At 36.3% G+C, this 24,081-nt stretch carries 28 protein-coding genes; 9 read left to right on the top strand and 19 right to left on the bottom strand.

Going from position 1 to position 24,081, the window contains the following annotated elements:
• Window positions 1-10: 10 nt before the first annotated feature.
• Window positions 11-781 carry a Cof-type HAD-IIB family hydrolase gene (locus F7984_RS06055; protein WP_066100860.1) on the bottom strand — a complete coding sequence of 257 codons (771 nt, stop codon included), beginning with the start codon at window positions 779-781 and terminating at the stop codon, window positions 11-13.
• Between the two features lie 668 nt (window positions 782-1,449).
• On the opposite strand from F7984_RS06055, the gene F7984_RS06050 reads away from it, so the two are divergent.
• Together F7984_RS06050 and rnjA are read left to right on the top strand one after the other, a co-directional pair.
• Window positions 1,450-1,662 (top strand): DNA-dependent RNA polymerase subunit epsilon, encoded by a 213-nt coding sequence (locus F7984_RS06050; protein ID WP_066100864.1) that lies wholly within the window; start codon window positions 1,450-1,452, stop codon window positions 1,660-1,662.
• A 3-nt stretch (window positions 1,663-1,665) separates the two neighbouring features.
• Window positions 1,666-3,333, top strand: coding sequence for a ribonuclease J1 (gene rnjA, locus F7984_RS06045; RefSeq protein ID WP_066100868.1), 1,668 nt, complete (start codon window positions 1,666-1,668; stop codon window positions 3,331-3,333).
• A gap of 40 nt (window positions 3,334-3,373) precedes the next feature.
• On the opposite strand, the gene F7984_RS06040 is transcribed toward rnjA, so the two are convergent.
• A complete protein-coding gene (locus F7984_RS06040; RefSeq protein ID WP_066100870.1) occupies window positions 3,374-4,363 on the bottom strand; it encodes a cytochrome d ubiquinol oxidase subunit II in 990 nt (329 codons plus the stop codon).
• Window positions 4,364-4,976: 613 nt separating this feature from the next.
• On the opposite strand from F7984_RS06040, the gene F7984_RS06035 reads away from it, so the two are divergent.
• Together F7984_RS06035 and F7984_RS19305 are read left to right on the top strand one after the other, a co-directional pair.
• Window positions 4,977-5,516 (top strand): mechanosensitive ion channel family protein, encoded by a 540-nt coding sequence (locus F7984_RS06035; protein ID WP_225983671.1) that lies wholly within the window; start codon window positions 4,977-4,979, stop codon window positions 5,514-5,516.
• A gap of 5 nt (window positions 5,517-5,521) precedes the next feature.
• The gene (locus F7984_RS19305) at window positions 5,522-5,797 is read left to right on the top strand and encodes a hypothetical protein (protein ID WP_225983670.1); all 276 of its coding nucleotides are present in this window, start codon (window positions 5,522-5,524) and stop codon (window positions 5,795-5,797) included.
• Window positions 5,798-5,839: 42 nt separating this feature from the next.
• Here F7984_RS19305 and F7984_RS06030 read toward each other — a convergent pair whose 3' ends face one another.
• From F7984_RS06030 to F7984_RS06005, 6 genes are all read right to left on the bottom strand, one after another.
• Entirely contained in the window at window positions 5,840-6,958 is a 1,119-nt protein-coding gene (locus F7984_RS06030) for an N-acetyldiaminopimelate deacetylase (protein ID WP_066100876.1), read from the bottom strand.
• A gap of 72 nt (window positions 6,959-7,030) precedes the next feature.
• The gene (gene dapD, locus F7984_RS06025) at window positions 7,031-7,741 is read right to left on the bottom strand and encodes a 2,3,4,5-tetrahydropyridine-2,6-dicarboxylate N-acetyltransferase (RefSeq protein ID WP_066100880.1); all 711 of its coding nucleotides are present in this window, start codon (window positions 7,739-7,741) and stop codon (window positions 7,031-7,033) included.
• Window positions 7,742-7,820: 79 nt separating this feature from the next.
• Window positions 7,821-8,693, bottom strand: a complete 873-nt coding sequence (locus tag F7984_RS06020; RefSeq protein WP_066100883.1) for a transcriptional regulator CcpC — start codon at window positions 8,691-8,693, stop codon at window positions 7,821-7,823.
• A gap of 107 nt (window positions 8,694-8,800) precedes the next feature.
• Complete coding sequence (locus tag F7984_RS06015; protein ID WP_066100885.1) at window positions 8,801-10,306, bottom strand: MDR family MFS transporter; 1,506 nt, start codon at window positions 10,304-10,306, stop codon at window positions 8,801-8,803.
• A gap of 259 nt (window positions 10,307-10,565) precedes the next feature.
• Window positions 10,566-11,012, bottom strand: coding sequence for a cyclic-di-AMP-binding protein CbpB (cbpB, locus tag F7984_RS06010; protein ID WP_066100889.1), 447 nt, complete (start codon window positions 11,010-11,012; stop codon window positions 10,566-10,568).
• A 208-nt stretch (window positions 11,013-11,220) separates the two neighbouring features.
• Window positions 11,221-11,460: a YkuJ family protein gene (locus F7984_RS06005; protein ID WP_066100892.1), complete on the bottom strand. Its 240-nt coding sequence runs from the start codon at window positions 11,458-11,460 to the stop codon at window positions 11,221-11,223.
• 414 nt (window positions 11,461-11,874) lie between these two features.
• On the opposite strand from F7984_RS06005, the gene F7984_RS06000 reads away from it, so the two are divergent.
• A complete protein-coding gene (locus F7984_RS06000; RefSeq protein WP_140461228.1) occupies window positions 11,875-12,114 on the top strand; it encodes a glutaredoxin family protein in 240 nt (79 codons plus the stop codon).
• A gap of 59 nt (window positions 12,115-12,173) precedes the next feature.
• On the opposite strand, the gene F7984_RS05995 is transcribed toward F7984_RS06000, so the two are convergent.
• From F7984_RS05995 to F7984_RS05985, 3 genes are all read right to left on the bottom strand, one after another.
• The gene (locus tag F7984_RS05995; protein ID WP_180349914.1) at window positions 12,174-12,812 is read right to left on the bottom strand and encodes a DUF3993 domain-containing protein; all 639 of its coding nucleotides are present in this window, start codon (window positions 12,810-12,812) and stop codon (window positions 12,174-12,176) included.
• A gap of 228 nt (window positions 12,813-13,040) precedes the next feature.
• Window positions 13,041-13,805 carry a 2,4-dienoyl-CoA reductase gene (gene fadH / locus F7984_RS05990; RefSeq protein WP_066100902.1) on the bottom strand — a complete coding sequence of 255 codons (765 nt, stop codon included), beginning with the start codon at window positions 13,803-13,805 and terminating at the stop codon, window positions 13,041-13,043.
• Between the two features lie 195 nt (window positions 13,806-14,000).
• On the bottom strand, window positions 14,001-14,210 hold the full coding sequence (locus F7984_RS05985) for a hypothetical protein (RefSeq protein WP_066100906.1): 210 nt from the start codon (window positions 14,208-14,210) through the stop codon (window positions 14,001-14,003).
• Between the two features lie 326 nt (window positions 14,211-14,536).
• Here F7984_RS05985 and F7984_RS05980 point away from each other — a divergent pair, with 326 nt between their 5' ends.
• A complete protein-coding gene (locus F7984_RS05980) occupies window positions 14,537-15,325 on the top strand; it encodes a metallophosphoesterase (RefSeq protein WP_306821535.1) in 789 nt (262 codons plus the stop codon).
• 64 nt (window positions 15,326-15,389) lie between these two features.
• Here F7984_RS05980 and F7984_RS18930 read toward each other — a convergent pair whose 3' ends face one another.
• The 3 genes from F7984_RS18930 to F7984_RS05970 form a co-directional block, all read right to left on the bottom strand.
• Window positions 15,390-15,545 (bottom strand): hypothetical protein, encoded by a 156-nt coding sequence (locus F7984_RS18930; protein WP_175354217.1) that lies wholly within the window; start codon window positions 15,543-15,545, stop codon window positions 15,390-15,392.
• Between the two features lie 93 nt (window positions 15,546-15,638).
• Window positions 15,639-16,001, bottom strand: coding sequence for a fluoride efflux transporter FluC (locus tag F7984_RS05975; protein WP_077247944.1), 363 nt, complete (start codon window positions 15,999-16,001; stop codon window positions 15,639-15,641).
• Window positions 15,998-16,378: a fluoride efflux transporter FluC gene (locus tag F7984_RS05970; RefSeq protein ID WP_140461227.1), complete on the bottom strand. Its 381-nt coding sequence runs from the start codon at window positions 16,376-16,378 to the stop codon at window positions 15,998-16,000. Before F7984_RS05970 ends, F7984_RS05975 begins: the two co-directional genes overlap by 4 nt.
• A gap of 180 nt (window positions 16,379-16,558) precedes the next feature.
• Here F7984_RS05970 and F7984_RS05965 point away from each other — a divergent pair, with 180 nt between their 5' ends.
• A complete protein-coding gene (locus F7984_RS05965; RefSeq protein WP_066100915.1) occupies window positions 16,559-17,053 on the top strand; it encodes a YkyB family protein in 495 nt (164 codons plus the stop codon).
• Between the two features lie 27 nt (window positions 17,054-17,080).
• On the opposite strand, the gene F7984_RS05960 is transcribed toward F7984_RS05965, so the two are convergent.
• A complete protein-coding gene (locus F7984_RS05960; protein WP_066100918.1) occupies window positions 17,081-17,986 on the bottom strand; it encodes a chemotaxis protein in 906 nt (301 codons plus the stop codon).
• A gap of 228 nt (window positions 17,987-18,214) precedes the next feature.
• Here F7984_RS05960 and F7984_RS18925 point away from each other — a divergent pair, with 228 nt between their 5' ends.
• Window positions 18,215-18,385, top strand: coding sequence for a hypothetical protein (locus F7984_RS18925; RefSeq protein WP_175354218.1), 171 nt, complete (start codon window positions 18,215-18,217; stop codon window positions 18,383-18,385).
• Between the two features lie 76 nt (window positions 18,386-18,461).
• Here the strand turns inward: F7984_RS18925 and corA are convergent, their stop codons facing one another.
• Entirely contained in the window at window positions 18,462-19,418 is a 957-nt protein-coding gene (gene corA, locus F7984_RS05955) for a magnesium/cobalt transporter CorA (protein ID WP_077247945.1), read from the bottom strand.
• A 167-nt stretch (window positions 19,419-19,585) separates the two neighbouring features.
• Here corA and F7984_RS05950 point away from each other — a divergent pair, with 167 nt between their 5' ends.
• A complete protein-coding gene (locus tag F7984_RS05950) occupies window positions 19,586-20,740 on the top strand; it encodes an aminotransferase A (RefSeq protein ID WP_066100921.1) in 1,155 nt (384 codons plus the stop codon).
• A gap of 64 nt (window positions 20,741-20,804) precedes the next feature.
• On the opposite strand, the gene F7984_RS05945 is transcribed toward F7984_RS05950, so the two are convergent.
• The 3 genes from F7984_RS05945 to F7984_RS05935 all read right to left on the bottom strand — a co-directional run bounded on the left by F7984_RS05945 (window position 20,805) and on the right by F7984_RS05935 (window position 23,833).
• The gene (locus tag F7984_RS05945) at window positions 20,805-21,686 is read right to left on the bottom strand and encodes an NAD(P)-dependent oxidoreductase (protein ID WP_066100924.1); all 882 of its coding nucleotides are present in this window, start codon (window positions 21,684-21,686) and stop codon (window positions 20,805-20,807) included.
• Window positions 21,687-21,845: 159 nt separating this feature from the next.
• Window positions 21,846-23,567, bottom strand: coding sequence for a phosphoenolpyruvate--protein phosphotransferase (ptsP, locus tag F7984_RS05940; protein ID WP_066100929.1), 1,722 nt, complete (start codon window positions 23,565-23,567; stop codon window positions 21,846-21,848).
• Window positions 23,567-23,833 carry a phosphocarrier protein HPr gene (locus tag F7984_RS05935; protein WP_066100932.1) on the bottom strand — a complete coding sequence of 89 codons (267 nt, stop codon included), beginning with the start codon at window positions 23,831-23,833 and terminating at the stop codon, window positions 23,567-23,569. Before F7984_RS05935 ends, ptsP begins: the two co-directional genes overlap by 1 nt.
• Window positions 23,834-24,081 lie beyond the last annotated feature (248 nt).

Here is a 24,081-nt window from a genome sequence, read left to right as displayed (position 1 = left end):
ACTAACAAATTTATATAAGCTTTAATTCCTTTAATCCGTAATAAATCCCATCTGAATCTACGCTTTTTGTAATAAAGTCCGCTTCTTTCTTTAACAGCGGTACACCATTTCCCATGACCACACCCGTACCTGCTGCCTTAATCATTTCAAGATCATTTAATCCATCACCAAATGCATAAATTTCATCCATAGAGAATCCCTTGCGCTCAATCACATACTCAATTCCTTTAGCTTTTGACCCTCCATTTGGTACTACATCCATTGCATATGGATGCCAGCGTATGAATTGCAGATCCGAATAGTTTCCTTCATAAAGAGACGTATGATGTTCCTCACAAAATAAAAGAGCTTGGTAAATTTCATGATTTTTATAAAAGTCTCCCTTTTCCTCGGGATGTGGAAAATGAAGAGATCCCATACTCTCTTCTATAAAGGGATCATGTGTAACGTTGGCTTTCATTGTTTTCTCATTCATATAGATCATGGAGTGACCATTCGCCTTTGCTTCTCTCGTTAATTTTTCTAATTGTGATTGAGATAGAGGGTTTTTATAAATCATCTCATGCTCAAAAACAACATATTGACCATTAAAGCTGACAAAAGAGTCGATTTCCAGTTCATGAATAAGATGGCTGAACATAAAAGGTGCCCTACCTGTCGCTATTGCAACGTATGTCCCATTTTTTCTAAGTAAATGGATTGCTTCCTTAGTGGATTCCGGTAATTTCTTTTCAGAATTTAGAAGTGTCCCATCAATGTCAAAAAATACAATTTTACCCATAAACATTTCCTCCCAGATGCGCAATACTATATATAACGTATTATTGTCTACAATCATACTATCATAATAAATAGTAAACCTCTGCATGAGGAATCTCATACAACAGGAAAACAGCTATGATTAGTTATCTTGACTCTTCAGGAAAAATAGTAACGGTTAAAGATATTAGTTATACTTAGATTATGAATCAGACGCGATTGTAAATAAATTACAATATAAGCTTTTGAATCCAAGCATATACTATTTATGAGTGGGACGATAAATTTATTTTTACGTTTAGGTACTTATATCCCTCAAGCATATTTACCAAACGCTTAATTACCATTAAAATAATAGATAAAGGAGATGGTCAGCCATGTTAAAAAAGCTCAGAAAAAAGCTTCTCAAACAATGGAAAGACCTGATGGGCAGGAAATCAATTGCATAATTTTTTGAAAAGCCCTTCAAATATCCTTGCGGAGGGCTTATTCTATACGGTAAAGTAGATAACAGTCCTTAAAGAAAATTGTTTAAACATGCAAATGTTAGGAAATTTTCTTATAATAGAGATGATGAACTGTTTAGACCGACAGTCTAAGATGAATATCAATAGATAAGGTGGCCTGGTTGTTGCTCCTTGCCACCTCTTTATTTATAAATTTTACAAGAGTAAGTTAGGAGAGATTTACATGATTTTTAAAGTTTTTTTTCAGGAGAACGCAGCTGAGACACCCGTTCGCGAAAATACTAAATCTATTTACGTTGAAGGGGAATCGGAAAGAGATGTCCGCCAAAAGTTAAAAAGCCTTCCATACAATATTGAATTTGTTCAAGTTCTTAAAGATGAATATTTGGAATTTGAAAAACAGAATCCAGATTTCCATATTACGGAGACCAAATAATATATGAAATTTGTCAAGAACGACCAAACAGCTGTTTTCGCCCTCGGAGGGCTAGGCGAAATCGGCAAAAACACATATGGCGTTCAATTCCAGGATGAAATTATTCTAATTGACGCCGGAATAAAGTTTCCGGAAGATGAATTACTTGGCATTGATTATGTCATACCGGATTATTCCTATATCGTAAAAAACGCGGACAAGATTAAAGGTTTGTTTATTACTCATGGTCATGAGGATCATATTGGCGGGATACCTTATTTACTAAAGCAAGTGAATATTCCACTTTATGGAGGCAAATTGGCACTTGGATTAGTAAAGAAGAAATTAGAAGAACACGGTTTACTAAGACAAGCCATTATCCATGAAATTAAAGAGGACGATGTGATCAAGTTCCGGAAAACATCTGTTACTTTCTATCGTACCACTCACAGTATCCCGGATGCATACGGCATTGTGGTTAAAACACCACAGGGCAATATTGTACATACCGGTGATTTCAAGTTCGATTTTACTCCGGTTGGAGAACCTGCCAATTTAACTAAAATGGCTGAAATTGGTAAAGAAGGTGTTCTATGCCTTCTCTCAGACAGTACAAATAGTGAAATCCCTAATTTCACTATGTCTGAGCGTAAAGTTGGCGAAAGTATACATGATATATTCCGAAAAGTAGAAGGACGCATTATTTTCGCAACCTTTGCTTCGAATATTCATCGCCTGCAGCAAGTTACAGAAGCAGCTGTACAAAACAACAGGAAAGTAGCCGTTTTTGGTCGCAGTATGGAAAATGCCATCGAAATTGGACTTCAACTTGGTTATATTACCGCACCAAAAGAAACATTTATTGATACTCAGCAATTAAATAGATTACCGGCAAACGAAGTAACGATTCTTTGTACTGGTTCACAGGGTGAACCGATGGCTGCCTTATCTAGAATTGCAAACGGTACTCACAGACAAATCCAGATTAATCCTGGTGATACAGTTGTATTCTCATCATCACCAATACCAGGTAATACGGTTAGTGTATCACGCACCATTAATATGTTATTCCGTGCTGGAGCCGATGTCATTCATGGTCCTTTAAGTAATATTCATACATCTGGCCATGGTGGACAGGAAGAACAAAAATTAATGCTCAGATTGATGAAGCCTAAGTTCTTTATGCCAATCCATGGAGAATACCGCATGCAGCGAACACATGTACAAACAGCTGTGGATTGCGGTGTCTTGGAGGAAAATTGCTTTATCATGGACAACGGTGAAGTGCTGGCACTTACTCAGGATAGTGCTACCGTTGCTGGCAAGGTACCTTCCGGCAATGTCTATATTGATGGAAGCGGAATCGGGGACATTGGAAATATCGTCCTTCGCGACCGTCGTATTCTTTCAGAAGAAGGTCTTGTGATAGTTGTTGTCAGCATCAATATGAAAGAGTTCAAAATTGCTGCTGGGCCCGATATCATTTCTCGCGGGTTCGTCTATATGCGTGAATCAGGAGATCTGATTAACGATGCTCAAAACCTAATCACTCAGCATTTAAATAAAATCATGGCACGTAAGACTACACAATGGTCTGAAATTAAAAATCAAGTTACAGACACACTCGGACCTTTCTTATACGAAAGAACCAAAAGACGTCCGATGATTCTGCCTATTATCATGGAAGTATAAAAAGCACAAACGCGAGTACCTTAACAGGTACTCGCGTTTTTCATTTTGTTCGGAATAACATTTTATTGATCAATAGAGTAAATGGAGTCAGAAGCAATAATCCGATTACCAATAAGCATCCTAATGTTAACCATAAGTGGCTCCCATTAAACGAGTCCAATGTAATGAACGGATCAAGTATAAAAGGCAAATGTGAAATACCATATCCGTAGAAAGCAAACAAAAACTGAAGTAATACAAATATAAATGCTAAACCATGTCTTTTATTTCGAATGATTAAGTATAGGGCAGCCATAAAGCTAATTAAAGAAAGCGCAAATAACCACCAAATCTCCAGAGCATTTTGAAAATGACGCAAATTATGTCCCCTTAATGAAATAGTCGCTAAAGCAACTGCAATGATCGTAGGAACACTCCAAAAAAGAGCATAGCCTCGCACAGTCATACTTGCCTCCTTATCATTAGACTTTTCCTTATAATAGAGCAAGAATACGGCGCTTATAAACAATACACTTACAATTGTCAGAAACACGACACTCCAGGAATAAGGACTGAGGAACAATTTTTTTACCAGGAGAAACACTCGTTCTCCTTCTTTTTTTATAAAACCTCCCTCAGATATCGTAAGCCCAATGGATAAAGAGGCAGGAATAAGGATCCCAGTCGAAACATAAACGAACAAAAATGACCAGCTTGTTTTGTTCCCTTTTTTATACAAAAAATGTGCCATAAATCTGATGACTACCAGTAATAAAACGACCAGCCCTGGTAGAACCAATGCTCTGCCAAAATAATTAAATGTATCCGGAAAAAATCCAATTAATCCTGCCACAAAAAATATAAAGAAAATAATCGTAATATGCCAGAGTCGTGGATCATAATGACCTGTCGATTTAGGAATTCCCACCTGCTTACCTTTAAAACGACCATAATATGTAAAAAAACCAACCCCAAACTCAATGGAAGCAATTATGACATATACATAAAGGAAGGACCATAATACCGTTATTGTCAGCAGTTCAAAATTCAAGGTTACGACGCCTCCTTTTTAGTTTTATAAAGTGATTATTACCTATCCATACTATTTACCGGAAAGAGAGAACCGCTCTTCATTCTTCACATGTTTCTTGAATGTCCCACGGAACTATTAATCACCGATTGATTTCCAATCAACGAACCCTCTTTTCGCCTAAAATTCCAATATATATCCAAAATAAATATCACATATGCAAATAATACATAATCCGGTTAAATGTTTACAGTATTTTCAACCAAACTTTTTGGGAAAATAGTAAAAGTGGCTATGAACACACCAGTAACATAACTCAAGGGTCAATATTTAAAATGTGTAGAAATTGATAAAAGCAAGCTTTATTATCTATAACTTTATCATTGTATCAGTTTATGTTGAATAATGATTATGTCTTTTCAAACATTTTACCTTTCACTTGGCAAATCATTCAACTTCCTTTATGGTATATCTATATTATTCTATTATGATAGTAAAAGGCTGCATACATTTTCCTTCAAGATGAAGGTTATAGTATACCAAAAAAATTGTATCTATCATAATTGAATACTTCCGTTTATATCAATAAAGAAGTTGTTAGGAAAGGATTGGTTTAATGGAGAATTCGTTCATAATGGGTTTTAAATTTTCAGATCTCAAGTGGGAAACCTGGCTTTTCGATATTGGAATTTGGGTTCTAAAAATCTTTTTATTTTATTTAATCTATAAAGTAATACGCACGTTTACTTTTAAAATCATTGAAAAGATTTTCTCGCGCATGCAGGCCAAAGAGAATCTTTCTGAGAACCGTACGAAAACATTGGAATCCTTAACGAAAAACGCTTTTGGGTACGTCTTTATATTTATCTTAATAGTCACCATCCTGGAAATGTTAGGAATCAACGTTAGTGCGATTCTAGCCGGTGCCGGAATCGTTGGTTTAGCGGTCGGCTTTGGGGCCCAGGGATTAGTGAGTGATGTAGTAACCGGCTTCTTTATCCTGCTCGAAAAACAGATTGATGTTGGGGATGAAGTGACAATAGGAGTTATTAAAGGCGTTGTAGAAGTAGTCGGACTTAAAACAATCCAAATAAGAGGTTATGACGGAAGCCTCCACTATATTCCCAATCGACAAATTGCCATACTAAGCAATATCATTCACGTGGAGCTATGAGAGCTATGGTGGAAATTAAACTTAAAGCAGAAGATAATTTGGAGGAAATCACAAAATCAATTAAAGAAATATGCCATACAATGGCCGAAAAAGATGAAGATATCCTAATGGGACCCGAGATTCTTGGCATCCAGGATATGGGTACAGCTGATTATACAATTCAAATTGTAGCCCGAACAACAAATGGACAGCAATACCATGTTGAACGTCAGCTGCGCTCTAGGATTAAAATAGCCATCGATCAAATAAGGCTTCAATACGCTGCTGAAGGAACAGAATAATATAGAGAACCCGGCTGCTATCTCTTTAGCCGGGTTCTCTTTTTATATTGATTTCATTCGAATATAATCTGTTATAACCGATACAGCAAAGGGTAGTGCCTTTTCATCAGGATTTAATTTAGCATGGTGCAATCCATACGATGACTGAACACCAAGCCAGAACATAAAGCCTGGAATCTCCTTAATCATGTATCCAAAGTCCTCACCCGTCATTGCTTCCTTGCAATTGACGAATGTCGTATCCTGCCGCTGATACAGAAATTTCATAAACTCTTCTGTTAGATTAGATTCGTTATATACTTGATAGTAGGAAGAACCAAAATCAACATTAATCTTACAATCAAGAGCCACTTCCATTCCTTTTGCCATTTCCAGTATTCGATTCCGGATCAATAGCATAGAATCCTCAGATAGCGTCCGAATCGTCCCTTCTATCCGCGCATTTTCAGCAATACTATTTTGGACAGTCCCTCCTGTTATTTTCCCAATTGTAACAACAGCCGAATCAAGTGGATTAATATTTCTTGCTACAATAGTCTGAAGCTGAGTAACAAATTGACAGGATGCAATCACCATATCATTCGTCAGATGCGGATAAGCAGCATGTCCACCAACCCCTTTAAAATCTATAAAGATCTCCGAGGTATTAGCAAAGAGTAAACCTGTTTTGGTAGCGATTGTTCCTACCGGATATTCCGGAGCTATATGCAATCCAAAAATCAAATCAGGTCTCCACTTAGAAAACTGCTCAGCAGCAATCATCTCCTCTGCTCCTCCAGGGCCCTCTTCTGCGGGCTGGAACATAAATAATACATGGTCATTGATTGGATTTTCCACTAAATCTGTTAATACACCAAGGGCGATGGTCATATGAAAATCATGGCCGCATGCATGCATATAATCTGCATGCTCGGATTTAAAGGGAAGCTCCGTTTCTTCTCGAATCGGCAAACCATCAATGTCAGCACGGTAGCCTATGGTTTTCTCAGGAGATAGCCCTTTTACTCGAACAAAAATTCCTGTTCTCCATTTTTCCCATTCTATACGATCCTGAGGAAGATTTCTTATGTAATCTATCAAATATTGTTGCGTCTTAAATTCCTTATAACCAGGTTCAGGGATCCTATGCAAATCTCTTCTTATAGAAATTAACTTTTCCAAATTGCAGCTCACCTCATCTCCAATTTAAAAACAGGCGCGGAAATCATCATCTCCACGCCCCTTCCATTTTTATTATAGCTGACGAAGCTCATCCTTAATTTCAATTTTGGATTTAGTCTTTTCATCAATTGTTTTAATTACTTTAGCCGGAACTCCAGCAACTACTGTATGAGCAGGAACATCTTCTACTACAATTGCTCCAGCCGCTACTACAGCTCCCTCTCCTACTCTGACACCTTCTAAAATAACCGCATTAGCACCAACAAGTACATTATCTTCGATTACAACAGGATTGGCAGATGGAGGCTCTATTACGCCAGCCAACACTGCTCCTGCTCCAATATGGCAATTTTCACCGACAGTTGCACGTCCGCCAAGCACGGCATTCATATCAATCATAGTCTTATCTCCGATGCTTGCACCAATATTAATGGACGCTCCCATCATAATCACCGCATTATTTCCAATATGAACCTGATCACGGATAATCGCCCCCGGCTCAATACGTGCATTAATCCCTTTTAAATCCAGCATTGGAATTGCGGAATTTCGACAATCATTTTCAATAACATAATCTTCTATTTTCGCCTTGTTTTCCTCTAATGTTGGTTGAATATCAGACCATTCTCCAAAAATCACCCCTGTGTTACCGGTAATAAATGTTTTAACCTCAGGATTAAATACCAGCTCACTGATTTCTCCCTTTATGTATACTTTAACCGGCGTTTTTTTCACACTGTTTCCGATAAAGGATATAATTTCATTTGCATCCATCATTTTCATAGTATATTTCTCTCCCCTAAATAATTTTCTATTACTTTATCAAACAAGAGTAGGAAAAACAAGAATAGAGATTTCATTTCTATTCAATTAACATTTCCTCAATCAAACTTACAAAAGCCTTAACCTGTCTTAATTCTAAGGAAGCATCGTAGCTTACAAGCCATGTCTTTCTTTCAACAGACTGCCCCTCCAAATCATACAAGGGATGTTTAAAATACGAGGCTTCACCTTCTCTTAAAGAAATACCGGGCAATATGGCATACCCAATTCCATTCATCACCATTTGTTTACAGGTTTCAATTTGATCCACAAGAATGGTACGTGTCGGTGGAATTCCATAATGGCGGATCCACCAATTTTGAATCTCTCGATAATAGTTCGAATCACTTTTAAACAAGATAAATGGGCGTTCTGTAGTTAACGCATCTGATAATTGGTTAAGCTCGGTATCCACAAGGTATAAGTGATCACTGAACAATAGCTTTTTATAACCATGCCAGTCAGGAACCCCTCTCAATATACCAATATGAGACTCTCCATTATAGATATTTTCGATCATTTCACTGCTCCAGCCTGTCACAAGTGAGATCTTAACATTGGGATATTTGTTAACATATTTCTTTAAAATCATCGGGAGCCAATATTGGCCGACTATAGAAGCACTCGCAATTTTTAATGTACCTTGTACATTATGATTGAGAGCATCTACTTTTTCTCGTGTTTTTTCTTTTAATTTCAGGGATTCCCTGGCATATTGAACGACAATTTCTCCCGCCTCCGTCAACGTCATTCCTTTTGCTGATCTAATAAAAAGCGGTGTTCCCCATTCTCTTTCTATTGATTGAAGACGTTGTGAAAGTGCCGGCTGAGAGACAAACATTCTTTCGGCAGTCTTACGTAAATTCAGTTCAACAGCAAGAGTATCCAATAATTCAAAATCAGTTATAACCATTTGTTCTCCTCACAAACCAATCTCTTCTTAATCAGACATTCATTTTATTTTACCTTTATATTCTGCTGAACTGCAAATATTACAATATAGCAGATTTAATGAGGCTGTTACGATTTCTCTTTTGGCATTTTCAATATCAAGAACAAGCTCAGTATAGCCAGTAGTAAGACAATGAAATACACAATACCCAATGAATGTGTTAATCCACTTTGGATCTGTTCCAATCTTTCCGGCTCTAAAGAAGATCGAATCTCAGTGTTAAGCAATTCGTTTACCGAATTTAAATCTATATTTTCATTTTGTGAATAATAAGCGTTTAAACGATTATTCAATATACCTCCCAATAATGCGGCACCGATTGTGTTTCCCAGATTTCTCATGAACATGTTTGCAGCTGTTGCAGCACCTCTTTGTTCCCAATCCACAGTAGATTGGATGGACACGATAAAAGCAGTGCTTGTAAGCCCCATTCCCACACCAAGCAAGAAGGATCCAGAAGCGGCCAAAAACACATATCCATGGGAGGGCAAAAATGTAAAAGCCAGTGCACCCAGTATGATAAAGATTCCACCTGTTATACAAGTAGTACGATACCCTATCTTCAAGATCATATTGCCTGATATAAAGGATGCTATCGGCCACCCTATAGACATGGCAGTAAGAGTAAATCCTGCTATCATTGGGGATTCCTCCATTACTCCCTGTACAAATGTTGGTAAATAGCTTGATACTCCAATTAAAACAATACCGGTTGTAAGAGAGGTTAAATTAGCAAACAATATTGATTGATTCTTCCAGATAGAAAAAGGCATAACGGGCTCTACAGTTCTGTTTTCATGCTTCACAAAGCAAAACACCAAAATTAGCAGGAGTATAATTAACAACGAACTTTTTAAAGAAAGCCAGGAAAATGAAATCCCTCCTTGCACAAATAAAAACATTAAAAGCGACAAAGAAACAGCAAGCATTGCTGAACCCATATAATCTACCTTTTGTTTTTTAACCGTCTTTTGCTCATGGAAGAAAAATAGCAAACCTCCTAAAGAGAGAAATCCTAACGGAATATTAATCCAAAAGATCCAGCTCCATGATATGTACTCGATTAATAATCCGCCAATAGCAGGTCCCAAAATAGCCGATATTCCCCAAACACTTGATAAATAACCCTGAACTTTTGCTCGTTCTTCTTTCGTATATATATCCCCTACAATTGTCATTGCAACGGGCGTAATGGCTCCAGCTCCAAAACCCTGTATTAAACGAAAAAAAATTAAGCTTTGCATGGACCATGCATATCCAGAGCCGAGGGAACCAAGCAGAAACACTGTAATCCCAAATAATAATACTGGTTTTCTGCCAAATAAATCAGATAGCTTCCCATAGATCAATACCGTTACCGTATTCATTAGCAAATAGGCTGAGAAGACCCAACTATACAGGGAGAAGCCTCCCAGATCACCAACGATCTCAGGCATTGCAGTTGAAACGATAGTACCCTCGATGGCACCCATGAATAAAGCCAATAGGATTGAAATTAATACTAAAGGGCGTTTTGTCTTCTTCTTTGCCCTTTTGAAAGACTTTTTTTCTATGCTTGAATCGATTGAATTCATTTTTCCACGCCCCTCCCTATCATTTTAACGAAGTTCCTATCCTGGATAAAGTTAATTTGGAATATTATATCTATTAAAAGTTTTGTTGAGTTATTAGCATGTCTTAGAGTGTTTTATTGATAACATTGTTTAAAGTCACTTTTAAATTTAAGTTATACAACTTTATAAACCATGTAAAAAACGCCTGGATCTTTATCCAGGCGTTTTAAAAAATGTTTATTTTTTAATCCACTCATCATTATCGATTGAGATACTGATATTAATTATATTTAATGATTTTTATTAAACGATTTGTATGCTTCATAACCTGCCTTCTGGTCAATATACCTTCGAAAGCTCCCTCAGTACCTACCACACATACAAATGGATGATCAATGAGAAGTTCCATTGCTTTTTCAATTGAATCACTTTCTTTAAGACATGGAAGATTGGGATCCATCACTTCTGCAACCTTCATCTCTTCCAGTTTTTCAAATTCAATTCGCTCCAAGCCCAATATTGCATCCATTATCTTTGGTGTACTAATTAATCCATGCAGCTTATAATCATGTCCCAGAACTGGTATAGCAGTATATCCGCTTCTAGTAAGAACCAATAATGCATGTTCGAGATTATTTTCCTGCTGTACATGAGCAACACGTTCAGACGAAATCATTAAATCCTTTACAGTCAGTTCGAATCCATCTAATTTTTGCATATCTAACATGGTTAAGAACCCCTTATATAGTTAGTTCCTGGTTATCCACTTTTGGTTTTATTCGGAAGACTTAACTGTTCGATTTGTCAGTAATTATCTTCCCTTCCCCACTTTAAAAATTTAAGTTAGAGATTTTCAGAAGCATAACCTACATGATTAGGAACAAATACCTTCATCATGATAATGGAACATAACCAAATCATCTCAAATTTCCAAATTAGCTATAAATTAACTCAAAAATTTCAATGGCAATCATATCAATATTATCAAATTGATACTTCATAGTTTTTCCTTTATCCTGAAAAATCTCTAATTCGAATGTTTCAGTTTTATCGAAATAAGATACTTGACATTTAACTTGACCTTCAACTTCAAACACACGTTGTGCTGTATCTGATACTTTCCCTTGCTCCTGTAAGTTTTTCAAACGTGATAAAATTCCTTGTAATCGTGACATATCTAATATATGCTCCTTTCATGACTTACCAACAAATAAAATATATTGTCGCTTATGGACTGGCCATTAGTAACAGAATAGAGGAATAGGCATCATTTGTATACCCAAATTCATTATAACGTATTTGATGGTTACACCTTTTATTTCATCTCTTTTTTTAGAGACTTCATCATTTTATCATAAAAACGTTCCAAGAAAAATTCCAGCGCCATATTTTTCACTTTAAAGCAGACTCAATCAAAATAAATTGACAAGATCTCTCTGGTGTTGGCAATTCTTTTTCTCTTTCTAGTTCTTTAATTTGATAAAAGATAGCCCTGCCTGATATCCTACTTAAAATTTGTACTATAGTAAACAAAAAAGTTTCATGTATACTGGTAGATACAAATTAAACAAAAGAAAGGATAGAAAAAAGTGGAACCAGTTCTTTTTTTTACGCAACCAGGCTGTCCGCCATGTGCTTACGCCAAAAATTATTTTGATGAGCACAATATTCCCTATACCTTAAAAGATATTCAGAAGGATGCAAAAGCAAAAAAAATACTTATGACCAAATATGATTCATATTCTACCCCAACGTTTGTCATTGGTGATCAAGTAATCATTGGATTTAACCAGGAACGAATTATGGACTTGTTAAATATTAGAGATTAATACAAAAAAGCTAATCCTCATTCAAGCAGGATTAGCTTTTCCATTCATGCCATCAGTATCTAGAAAGCAATCATCCCAAACCAATGAGACATATGATTAATGAACCCGTAGCTAATATAATCTGTCAATCTGTTTATGAAAGTCGGATTGGATGGCTCCTTATCCACACTCGAATTTTGGGCTATTTCTTGACTGTCATCAAGTGTTTTCGGATCGAAAGCAATTTGGTAATCATTAATTACCCATTTATTATGGTCATACATCAGCCCGATTGCCTCGTAATGCCCTTCATAGCTGACTGGTCCATCTGTATTGCCTGGAAACCATTCATACACATACCATTGATCATTAGCAGAACTATATCCTAGTTTAGTATGTTCACTATATGTAAAAAAAGGAATATAATAAAGGGCTATATCCGTACCATAGGTTTGATAGCCACTACCATCCACACTTTTTTGTACATTCATGTTTATAAAATCCTCAGTGTATTCCTCTGAGAAGGAATTTTTTAATAAATCTCGAATATTGTCCATTGATCTTGGTTTTTCTGAAAGAGATACCTGCAATTGAAATGCGCTATCTAAAAGATTAAATGCATCTTGTTTATCCAGTGTACTTTTAGCATCTACTTTGACAAGAGGAGAAACCGCTAATACAAGCATGGTAATAAACAACGAAGTTAAAACCTTTTTCATTATGATCCTCCTTTTTAAGTACATATCTCAAGGCCTTTATTAGCTTATTCCCCTTTTTACCAGAATAAACACTTTTTACTGAAAAATAATACAAGGATAGTGAAAACTAAAATATCATCTTAAACAGCTAGTCAAATGAACGCACAAAAAACAGTTCAATTAAATCAGCATATTGAACTGCTCTTTAAAGATTTCAATTCTTATTAAAACCATTCATCCATCCTATGCCTAAAACGGAAATTGATTGAGATGAGCACCGCCATCCATTGTAATACAATCACCATTAATATAGTATGCCCGATCAGACAGTAAATACAGGGCTAAATCTGCAATTTCCTCCGGTGTTCCTAATCTTCCAAGCGGAACACTTTCAAGCGTTCTTTGAGCTGCTTCTTCCGATTGAAATAACTTATCTGCTCCCCCAGTTCTTTCAATCGGCCCGGGAGCTATCGCATTTACGCGGATTCCATATTTTTTACCCCATTCCACAGCCAAAGTTCTAGTCATTGTCAGCACACCAGCCTTTGCTGAGGCAGAGTGAATGACATATGGACCTGCATCCCACGCATAGGTAGCGACCATATTGATGATTGATCCTTTAATGCCATTTTCTATCCAATACTTGCCGATGAGGCTGCTGCAGTAAAAAGTACCATTCAAAACAATATCAATGACAGATTTCCAGCCATTCGGTGATAGATCCTCTGCCGGACAAATAAAATTACCTGCTGCATTATTAATCAAATAATCGATTGTACCAAATCTGTTAACCGTCTCTTCAATGGTTCTTTTAACATCCTCCACATTTCGAACATCCATCTGAACAGCCAGTATATTCTCCTGATTTTCTGCAAATTCTTTAATGGTGTTATCCAGTTTTTCTTTATTCCTTCCGGTAATGACTACTTTAGCCCCCTCATTTGCAAAACGTTGAGCCATAGCCTTTCCCATTCCACTAGAACCACCAGTTACAATCACTACTTTTCCCTTCATATGAGCCCTCCAAATAAAATGAATGATTATTCACTTTTATTATATCACAAAATTCTGTCAATAATATCCAGAAATGCTGAATTAGCAAAATAGATGAAAAATATAGATATAACGGGATTTTTAAATTTTAGCCAATCAAATTAAATGATAAAAGGGCCGCCTAATGGCCGCCCTTAAAAATTTTATATGTTTTACTTATGATTGATTGATTAGTTCATTAAGTTTAGAAAGAGTACTAATCAATGTTTCCTTTTTATTCGTACCTTTGCCATTTACTTTTAAATCATTAAGCATAACAAATACTCTGCCGGGATCTCCTTTTTTATGGAATCCATACATATATACTTTTATCATTCCTATTTTTGCAGGAAGATAGATCATTTCATATGATTTGGCTTTATTCATCTGTAACACCCTCGTCCTCAGAATGAAACATCCCATTCAGTTAACTAAATATATAAATCATTATTTCTATAAATCTAAATACCTATTGTATTTTAATTTTACCTTATTTTAGGTAGTTAATCTATAGACCAAATAGCACATAAATTTTGTAATCAAAAAGTAATACTCATACATCTTAACAATTTTCTTAATGAATGATAGGATTAGACTGACTATTATGAGATAGGAACTTTATAATGAAGAAAATAACCAGAAGATTCTTTTTAAAAAAATCATTTGCCTATATAGCTACTATTCTTTGCTCTCTTATAGGAGGGCGATTTTATATGAAAGATATTGAACCCTCCTGGGTTGATATAACACGTTTTTCCTATTCCCACCCACTTATTCCAGACTCCTTTCAAAATATTAGAATTGTCCAATTCAGTGATACTCATTTGGGTTTCCAATATAATTTGTCAGATTTAGAAAAAACGGTTGAAACCATTCATTCACTTAATCCCGATATTATTTGTTTTACAGGTGACCTGATGGATAATCCGAATGAATATAGAATAACTCCTAAGCTCAATCAATTATTAAGTCAGCTGGAGGCACCTCTTGGTAAATATTGCGTTTTTGGCAATCATGACCATGGCGGTTATGGTACGGAAATTTACAAAGAGACTATGGTTAGTAATGGATTTACCCTGTTAGTAAATGAATCAAACTTTATAACCCTGCAGAATGGCCGTCAAATCGTAATAAGCGGGGTAGATGATGCAATGCTCGGCAAGCCCAACCTGGATGTAAGTATACCGGTACAATCCAGTGATTTATTTACCATTCTTCTATCTCACGCTCCTGATTATGCTGATTATGCCGCCAGTTACCCAGTTCATTTACAATTAAGCGGACATAGTCATGGAGGACAAATTCAGTTTCCTCTTTTGGGTGCGATTGTGACTCCTCCTTTTGCAGAAAAATACAGGGAAGGATCCTATAAAGTTGGCCCTTTATCCTTGTATGTAAATCGTGGTTTAGGTACAACCCGAATTCCATACCGGTTATTTTCACGTCCTGAAATCACGGTCATTGATTTGCAGAAAGGCCAAGAAGGCTTAAAAAAACGATAAAGGCAAACGAGCAGACCCTACATTCTGCCCGTTTGCCTATTTTCTGGCTGTTTTATGCCATGTGTTATTTCTTCTTTTTCAGATACTTCTCTTCAGCTTCAATAGCAGGAATTGGTCTTGAAAAATAAAAACCCTGTGCTTTTTCACATTGTATATCTAACAGAAAATCTACCTGTTTATTACCTGTATAGCTTTTAATGTTACTCTTTAAAGTTGTCATAGTCAGGGCACCTAATAGTTCATTTTTTGAAATAAATTACATTTCTTTCGATTATTTTATAATACATTGTCGAATTTTCATAGAGACGAGCGGTTAATGTCCTATATTTTTCATAAGATGATAGCACAACATACAACAAACTGACGTTCCTGCCAAAGAAAAACTTACATAAAGCAATAACTTGCGGTGTTCCCGGCTCAGCATTAAATCCAAGGCTTCAATTGCAAAAGTTGAGAATGTAGTAAAAGCCCCCAAGCTTCCTATCACAGTAAACATATGCATACCGCTTCCCCGCTCTATTCCTATCCCGGCCGATATACCAATTAAACACGAACCAATTAAATTAATAACAAGAGTAGCTAGAGGAAATGAATGATTATATTTTTTTAACCAGCCAGTCATTACATATCTTAAACATGCTCCGAGAAAACCACCTAATACAATTAATATAATCAACGCGCTTCCCTCTTTATCCAACTAGACATAATAAACCCTAACCATGCCATTAAGAGACCTGCAATCATACTCAGAAAAAAATAAATAAGACTATATAGGGGATAAGTTGCTGCGAGATTGGTTATTTCCAATGCAAAGCTACTCATCGTTGTAAATCCTCCACATAAACCAGTTCCAAAAAATAATTTTAATCTTTCATTTCCCTCATTTTTAAATAGCGAATAGGTGAGATAGGCTAAAACAAAGCTTCCAAAACCATTTATGAATAAGGTGTTAAACGGAATAGGACTGCCAGATGACGGGATCAATAAACTTATCCCGTATCGAGCTAACGCACCCATTGCCCCTCCGCAACCAGTAAGTAGCAGCTTTTGCAAGGTATCACACTCACTTTCATAATTCTTTTACCTTCAATTTCTCAATAGTCTGTTTTGAAAATTAATTCGTTCAAATAAGATATGAAACGTTTTTCCTTTTATCCCATAGCAGAACACGTTATAATCAGTTATATGCTTTTACTTATTATCATGAAATATTCTTAGAAGAAAGGAACATTTATGAATCAAAATAATGGGAATCTTCCTAATCCCGCCTGTTTTACTGCCGATGACCTGGGAGAAGCGATTTATTCTGTGAATAGACATGCAAAAACTGCATCAGACCCTAAATTTCTATACAATCTAAAGAAAAAAACGATTATTAAAATGCTTGAAGAAGGAAAGGCAAAGAAAATAGGCCTTCAATATTCAGACCATCCTCATTTAAGCTTCCAACAATCAGATGTACTGATACAATGCGGAAAGTATACATTCCATATTCCGCCCTCAAAGGACGACTTTCAAACATTAACACATCTTGGTCATTTATCAAAAGAGGTAAGAAACCCCTCTTCACGTCTTTCTTTATCTAAAGCAAAAAAACTATTGATGTCTTATACAGGATGCAAGGAAAATTCAGATAATGATCGCGCTAAAGACTATAAAAAGAAATACCAAAAACCGACTTTTACGCGTCTTGGTGAATCCTATCCATATCAAAATTGGAAAAAGTAAAGCTGCTGAACAAAGGGTTCAGCAGCTTTACTTTTGTAAAAGTTTGTCTAACTGTTTGACCAGTTCAACTATTTCAGGTTTACTAATTTGTGCATCTGCTCCTACCAACTCTCCCTTATGCCTTAAATCGTCCGTAATTAATGATGAAAAAATGATAACAGGCAAATCCGACAAGGTAGGATTTTCTTTAATTCGTTTGGTTAGATGGTGACCATCCATTTGTGGCATTTCTATATCTGTAATTACCAAATGTACATCATTCAGTAAGGTTCCTGCTAGTGCCTTTCCCTCTATAAAGGTTAGCGCTTCCTTGCCATTTTCAAAGAAATCGAGTTGTTCATAACCGGCTTCTTTTAATGTCTGCATCAACAGCTTCCGCAACAGCGGTGAATCCTCAGCAATTAATAAATGCTTATTAGATCGTTCTCTAACTCCTAATTTTTGAATCTGATTAATGGTTATTCCTGATTCCGGATTGATTTCCAAAATAATTTTTTCATAATCAAGCAGTAAAAGCATTTCATTATTCATTTTAATGACACCAGTAATCTGACTATCCAATCCCTGGTACATATCAGATGGTTTTTCTATTTGGTTCCATGAAATCCTATGGATTTGGGTAACGGTATGTACATGAAAAATGACCTTCATTTTATTAAACTCAGTCACTATAAATTTATCTTTTTCAGGAGCTTGGGATGCTGGGAGATTCAGTGCACTGGCAATATCTACTACAGGGAGTATCTCTCCACGAAGTTCAATGATTCCTTCAACATGATGATGTGTTTGTGGAACACCGGTAATCCGTACTGGGTTAATAATTTCTTTAACTTTGATAACATTAATTCCAAATTTATGCTCGCCAATACCAAATTCCACGATTTCCAACTCATTTGTTCCGCTCTCTAGCAGGATTCCTTTTTGTTCATTCATTTTTAACAGCGCCTTTCCATATCTCTTACGATTAATTGCAGTAAGATAAAGCCTTCTTTCTAGTATCGGCTTAAATTAATGTTTTTTTATAAATATTTAAATTTAAATCGATAATCGTGTTTATTTTGTGAAACTTTGCTCAATGATATAGACGCTTTAACAAATGAGGACTATTATACAGATAAAAGCATAACTTAAATCAATATGCTGGAAAGAAGGGGTTGACTTATGAAAGGTACTGCCATTTTATATGAAGATAACCATGTTATTACTTGTTTAGAGAATATTCAATTTAGCGAAGTTGAAAAATACACACATAACCAAACTGATGAATCTTACGCAACTCCTCAGCTTACTATGTGGCATCCAGAAGAAATCGATTGGGATTACGGATATTAATATAAATAAAGGACCCAGTCCTGTAAACATGACCTAAGCGGCTTTAGTTCTAAATACAATAGAGCTAAGCCGCTATTTATTTTTCATTTCTGTACAGCCTTCGGAATAACCAACCTTTCAGCATAAAGAGAATCATCATTATAACTGTGATGATAATCATAAAAAGAAGAACATACCAAAAACCATTGCGAAAACTTAAACCAGGCATTTCAGAAAAATTCATACCATATAAACCTGCAATAAATGTTAATGGCATGAAAATAGTCGTAATAATCGTCAAGGTCATCATTGTTTCATTCATTTTATTTGAACTGACCGCCATATAACTATCTCTCAGATCTGTTGAGAACTCTTTGTAGCCATCAACCAATTCTTTTAATTTCAATAAATGATCATACACATCATTAAGGTAATGATGATGTTCAGAAAGAGCACTGATTCTCTCAGAATGAATAATCCTGTACATCAAATCATTCATGGGCAAGATAATTCTTCTTAGTCGCGAAATCATCGTTCGAATTTCGTATAACTGACTCATTGGATCATTATTAAGAGAATGCTGCAGGTGATCTTCCAAGACATTTAATTGCTCCTCTATTTGATAGGCCTTTGGAAGATAAGCATCTACTACTGCATCAATAATTTTATGCAGGACATGGATAGAAGTATCCAATTGATCTGTTACTCCCCATACTTTATCTATTTCCTCTATATGATCTTCATGAACGGTTACGATTGCTTTTTCATTTACGTAAATATCAATCTCATTTCTTTCGAAGTTTTCATTTAAGGAATGAATGATAAAAAACATATAGGATTGATAAAAATCCACTTTAGGTCTCTGGTTGATTCGATCAAGACAGTCCTCTATAGTGAGAGGGTGAAAATTAAAATACGTACGGAGTATATTAGCCTCATATTCTTGCGGTGCGAGGATATCAACCCATACCAGGCTATAATCACGCTTCTGTAAGTCCTCCAAAGTCATTTCCTTTATACCATCAGTTTGATCCTTAACAAGTATTCGGTACACTATCTTCCCCCACCTAAGCAAAACGAATTACCCATAGTATTCCAAACCAAGTATGCATCATTCACCCAATCTTGCATACAACCATTTAGAGTAGGATAGTGTACACTTTCCTAAAGCAACCTTATAATAATAAAGATAAGAACTGTAATTAGGAGGTATGACCTGGAATGGAACACTTAATTAATCCTCATGTAAAAGAGATAGAAATATCCGGTATTCGGCAGTTTTATAATATGGTATCTGATATTGATGATGTCCTGTCCTTTACAATAGGATTACCTGACTTCCCAACACCCTTACATATAAAAGATAAAGCAATAAACGCCATTCAAAAAGATTGTACCACCTACACCCACAATGCCGGTTTACTCGATCTCCGGCAAGAAGTATCAAAATTTATGTATAGCCATTATTCACTTAAATATAATCCGGATGATGAAATTTTGATTACTGTAGGAGCAAGTCAGGCGATTGATATTGCCTTCAGGACTATTTTAACACCTGGAGATGAAGTCATTCTGCCTGGCCCTGTTTATCCCGGTTATGAACCATTAATTCACTTAGCAGGGGGAAAAGCAGTCCATGTTGATACAAGAAGCACCTCCTTTAAATTGACTCCACAATTAATCACAGAAAGTCTAACCGAAAAAACAAAATGTATTGTTCTTCCCTATCCGTCCAACCCAACAGGGGTATCATTAACGAGAGAGGAACTGGAGGAAATTGCTGACCTTGTTAGAGGAAAAAATATTTTTATCCTGGCTGATGAAATCTATAGTGAATTAACTTTGGACAGAACTCATACATCGATTGGTTCCATTATAAGAGAGCAAACCATTACTATAAATGGTCTATCAAAGTCACATTCCATGACCGGTTGGAGAATCGGCTTTCTGATGGCACCAAAAGCAATCATTAAACATATGATAAAGGTTCATCAATATAACGTATCCTGTGCCTCCTCTGTCTCACAGATGGCTGCACTCGAGGCTATGAGGAACGGTGAACATGATCCAGCTGCTATGAGAGAGGAATATAAAAACCGTCGTGATTATGTTTTTAATAGACTTGCGGCGATGAATCTCCAGACTGTATTACCGGATGGCGCATTTTACTTTTTCATTAAAATACCAGATGCCTTTAAAAATTCACTCGATTTTGCCCTCAAGCTGGTTCAATTTGAAAAAGTAGCTGTTATACCTGGATCTGCTTTTTCAAAATATGGAGAAGGATATTTCCGATTATCATATGCTGTTTCCATGGAGCAGCTTAAAGAAGGATTAAACAGACTTGAACATTTCCTAATTCAGCAGATAAAATAACAAGAGGCATTTCGTTAAAGGCATGATACCTTTTCGAAATGCTTCTTTTTTTAATGAGACTAAGTTACTGATTGGATGCCTCAGTATAATATTTATACAAGGCTTGTGTTCCACGGTTCTCTTCTCCCATATCCGCCAATTTTTCATACATAGCTTTGGCTAAAGTTAGCCCTGGAAAGTCAAGACCTAACCGTTCGGATTCTTCTAATGCAATTTTTAGGTCTTTTAAGAAATGTTTGATATAAAATCCCGGTTCAAAATCACCTTTTAATATCCTAGGCGCTAAATTGGTTAAGGAAAAACTTCCAGCAGCACCAGTTGAAATGCTTTTCAAAACTGTTTCAGGATCCAGGCCAGATTTTTCGGCATAAACAATCGCTTCACATACACCAATCATATTCGTAGCAATGGCTATCTGATTGCATAGTTTAGTATGTTGGCCCGAGCCAGCATCGCCCTGATGGATAATATTTGTCCCCATTGCTTTAAATACAGGCATCATGCTCTCAAAATCAGATTGATCACCACCAACCATAATGGCAAGATTAGCATTTTGTGCACCAATATCTCCTCCGGAGACAGGTGCATCAAGGACATGCAATCCTAATTCCTTACCAGCAGCATATAACTTTTGTGCTAAAGACGGAGCTGAAGTGGTCATATCAATTAAATAAGTACCCGGCTTGGCATATTTTAATAAGCCTTCCGCCCCTAGATATATCTCTTCAACGTCAGAAGGATAGCCAACCATCGTAATAATAACATCGGCTTCCTCAGCGATTGCACGAGGGGACTCCTTCCAATCTGCACCTTCCGAAAGCAAAGGCTCACATTTGGACTTTGTTCTGGAATAAACACTGACAGGGTATCCCGCCTTCATTATATTCAATGCCATACTTTTACCCATTACACCAATACCGATAAAACCAATATGTAAATTCATCATAACGCTCCCTCCTATACCTCTATAATAGCAAAAAAAATCAACTGGAAAACCAGTTGATTAAGAAAGGGGGGTCACTAAAAGCATGTTGCTGTTTTGTGTCCACCTTTAATGTACCCCTCCGTTCAAATAAATAAACCTGTATATCTATTTTTATTGAAACTATTTTTGAGCTGTAGCTTTTTTAACCATTTCAACAATCTCTGCTGATGTTTGCATTTGTATAGCTTTTTCAGCCAAGTCTTGCATTTCGGTTCTAGTAAGTGTTTTAATTTGGGAACGTGCACGCAGAACAGATGTTGCGCTCATTGAAAACTCATCCAACCCTAATCCAACAAGCAACGGAATCGCCAGTTCATCCCCAGCCATTTCTCCACACATTCCAGCCCATTTGCCTTCTTTATGTGCAGCTTCAATCACCATTTTTACTAAACGTAAAATAGCTGGATTATATGGTTGGTACAAGTAAGATACACGTTCGTTCATTCTATCTGCAGCCATTGTATATTGAATCAAGTCATTCGTACCAATGCTGAAGAAATCTACTTCCTTAGCAAATTGATCTGCGATTACCGCAGTTGAAGGGATTTCCACCATGATTCCCAATTGAATAGAATCTGATACTTCAATACCTTCTTCAATTAATTTCGCCTTTTCTTCTTCAAGAACCTTTTTGGCGGATCTGAATTCATCTAAAGTGGCAATCATCGGGAACATAATTCTTAAATTCCCATACACACTTGCCCGTAAAAGTGCTCTAAGCTGCGTTCTGAAAATCGGTAGTTCCTCAAGGCATAATCGAATAGCACGGAATCCAAGGAATGGATTCATTTCTTTCGGTAGATCTAGATAAGGAAGCTCCTTATCTCCACCAATATCCAATGTGCGTACCACAACCGGCTTACCTTCCATACCTTCAAGTACAGCTTTATAGGATTCAAACTGTTCTTCTTCTCCAGGAAGATTATCTCTTCCCATATACAAGAACTCTGTTCTATATAAGCCTACAGCCTCAGCACCATTTGCTTTAACACCTTCAAGATCTTTAGGAGTGCCGATGTTCGCTGCTAATTCTATGTGATGGCCATCTGCTGTTACCGTTTTTTCGTTAACAAGCTTAGCCCATTCAAGTTTCTGCTGTGCATAAGCATCAGCAGCTTTTTTGTATTCTTCAATCAATTCAGGTGTCGGATTAATATGTACTTCACCTTTAAGCCCATCAAGTATAATCATATCGCCGTTTTGAATAGTTTCAGTTGCCTGTTTAGTCCCAACAACTGCTGGAATTTCAAGCGAGCGTGCCATAATTGCGGAGTGAGAAGTACGCCCTCCAATATCAGTTGTAAAGCCTTTAACAAATTCTCTGTTTAATTGAGCTGTATCTGAAGGAGTTAAATCCTCGGACACAACAATCACTTCTTCAGCAATCATACTTGGATTTGGTATTTGTACCCCAAGAAGATGACTGATAACCCGTTTTGTTACATCACGAATATCAGCTGCTCTTTCTTTCATATATTCATTATCCATTTGTTCAAACATAGTGATGAACATATCAGCAATTTCGCGCATAGCAAATTCAGAGTTGATTTTTTCAGACTTAACTTTCTCCTGTACAGCACCAAGCAATTCAGGGTCATTCAAAACAAGTATGTGAGCATCAAAAATGGCTGCTTTATCTTCACCTTGTTCTGTTTTGACTTTTTCACGAATTGTTTCCAATTCGGTCTGAGCCTTATTAACCGCCTCTTGAAGACGAGTTAATTCGGTATCCACTTCATTAATCGTGCTTTTTGTTACAGTTAAGTCAGGCTCCATTAAACGATAAGCTTTTGCTATGACAATTCCATTAGATGCCGCTATCCCGTTTAACATCGTTGTCATTACTTAGCCAATCCTTCTTTTGTTAATGTTTCCTCAATGGCATTTAATGCATCTTGTTCGTCATTTCCTTCAGCGATAATTGTAATATCTGAACCACTGCCGATTCCTAAAGACATAACGCCCATAATTGATTTAAGATTAACTTTCTTTTCTTTATATTCGAGGTTGATATCAGAGTTGAATTTACCTGCTGCTTGTACAAGCAATGTTGCTGGACGAGCATGAATTCCTGTTTCTGCAGTTACATGAAAAGTTTTTTGTACCATAAGTAATCGAGCTCCTTTATTAATAATTATTTTGTTTTAGCTATACGAATTCTAGCTGCTTACATCTTATGATTTTACCCAGTTTCAACCGGTCCTATGTATAAAAGGATGAACAGTCGAAATTATGTAGCTTTTCTCACAATAAAGAGTAAAACCCTATAAGAGAAATGTACCTGAAAAATTAAAATTGTTCAACTGCTTTTATAAATTAAGAACCATAAATATATCTCACCTGTAAGATTGATTGA

Source organism: Pradoshia sp. D12, assembly GCF_008935075.1.
Classification (GTDB): domain Bacteria; phylum Bacillota; class Bacilli; order Bacillales; family Pradoshiaceae; genus Pradoshia.
Note: the sequence above shows the minus strand (reverse complement) of the source record. Positions and strands in the feature narration are given on the sequence as shown.

Bases quoted from the DNA above. Each gene is read 5' to 3' on its own strand.
- F7984_RS06055 (WP_066100860.1), bottom strand. From the start codon at position 781: ATGGGTAAAATTGTATTTTTTGACATTGATGGGACACTTCTAAATTCT.
- F7984_RS06050 (WP_066100864.1), top strand. From the start codon at position 1,450: ATGATTTTTAAAGTTTTTTTTCAGGAGAACGCAGCTGAGACACCCGTT.
- rnjA (WP_066100868.1), top strand. From the start codon at position 1,666: ATGAAATTTGTCAAGAACGACCAAACAGCTGTTTTCGCCCTCGGAGGG.
- F7984_RS06035 (WP_225983671.1), top strand. From the start codon at position 4,977: ATGGGTTTTAAATTTTCAGATCTCAAGTGGGAAACCTGGCTTTTCGAT.
- F7984_RS19305 (WP_225983670.1), top strand. From the start codon at position 5,522: ATGGTGGAAATTAAACTTAAAGCAGAAGATAATTTGGAGGAAATCACA.
- dapD (WP_066100880.1), bottom strand. From the start codon at position 7,741: ATGAAAATGATGGATGCAAATGAAATTATATCCTTTATCGGAAACAGT.
- F7984_RS06020 (WP_066100883.1), bottom strand. From the start codon at position 8,693: ATGGTTATAACTGATTTTGAATTATTGGATACTCTTGCTGTTGAACTG.
- F7984_RS06015 (WP_066100885.1), bottom strand. From the start codon at position 10,306: ATGAATTCAATCGATTCAAGCATAGAAAAAAAGTCTTTCAAAAGGGCA.
- cbpB (WP_066100889.1), bottom strand. From the start codon at position 11,012: ATGTTAGATATGCAAAAATTAGATGGATTCGAACTGACTGTAAAGGAT.
- F7984_RS06005 (WP_066100892.1), bottom strand. From the start codon at position 11,460: ATGTCACGATTACAAGGAATTTTATCACGTTTGAAAAACTTACAGGAG.
- F7984_RS05995 (WP_180349914.1), bottom strand. From the start codon at position 12,812: ATGAAAAAGGTTTTAACTTCGTTGTTTATTACCATGCTTGTATTAGCG.
- fadH (WP_066100902.1), bottom strand. From the start codon at position 13,805: ATGAAGGGAAAAGTAGTGATTGTAACTGGTGGTTCTAGTGGAATGGGA.
- F7984_RS05985 (WP_066100906.1), bottom strand. From the start codon at position 14,210: ATGAATAAAGCCAAATCATATGAAATGATCTATCTTCCTGCAAAAATA.
- F7984_RS05980 (WP_306821535.1), top strand. From the start codon at position 14,537: ATGAAAGATATTGAACCCTCCTGGGTTGATATAACACGTTTTTCCTAT.
- F7984_RS18930 (WP_175354217.1), bottom strand. From the start codon at position 15,545: ATGACAACTTTAAAGAGTAACATTAAAAGCTATACAGGTAATAAACAG.
- F7984_RS05965 (WP_066100915.1), top strand. From the start codon at position 16,559: ATGAATCAAAATAATGGGAATCTTCCTAATCCCGCCTGTTTTACTGCC.
- F7984_RS05960 (WP_066100918.1), bottom strand. From the start codon at position 17,986: ATGAATGAACAAAAAGGAATCCTGCTAGAGAGCGGAACAAATGAGTTG.
- F7984_RS18925 (WP_175354218.1), top strand. From the start codon at position 18,215: ATGAAAGGTACTGCCATTTTATATGAAGATAACCATGTTATTACTTGT.
- F7984_RS05950 (WP_066100921.1), top strand. From the start codon at position 19,586: ATGGAACACTTAATTAATCCTCATGTAAAAGAGATAGAAATATCCGGT.
- F7984_RS05945 (WP_066100924.1), bottom strand. From the start codon at position 21,686: ATGATGAATTTACATATTGGTTTTATCGGTATTGGTGTAATGGGTAAA.
- ptsP (WP_066100929.1), bottom strand. From the start codon at position 23,567: ATGACAACGATGTTAAACGGGATAGCGGCATCTAATGGAATTGTCATA.
- F7984_RS05935 (WP_066100932.1), bottom strand. From the start codon at position 23,833: ATGGTACAAAAAACTTTTCATGTAACTGCAGAAACAGGAATTCATGCT.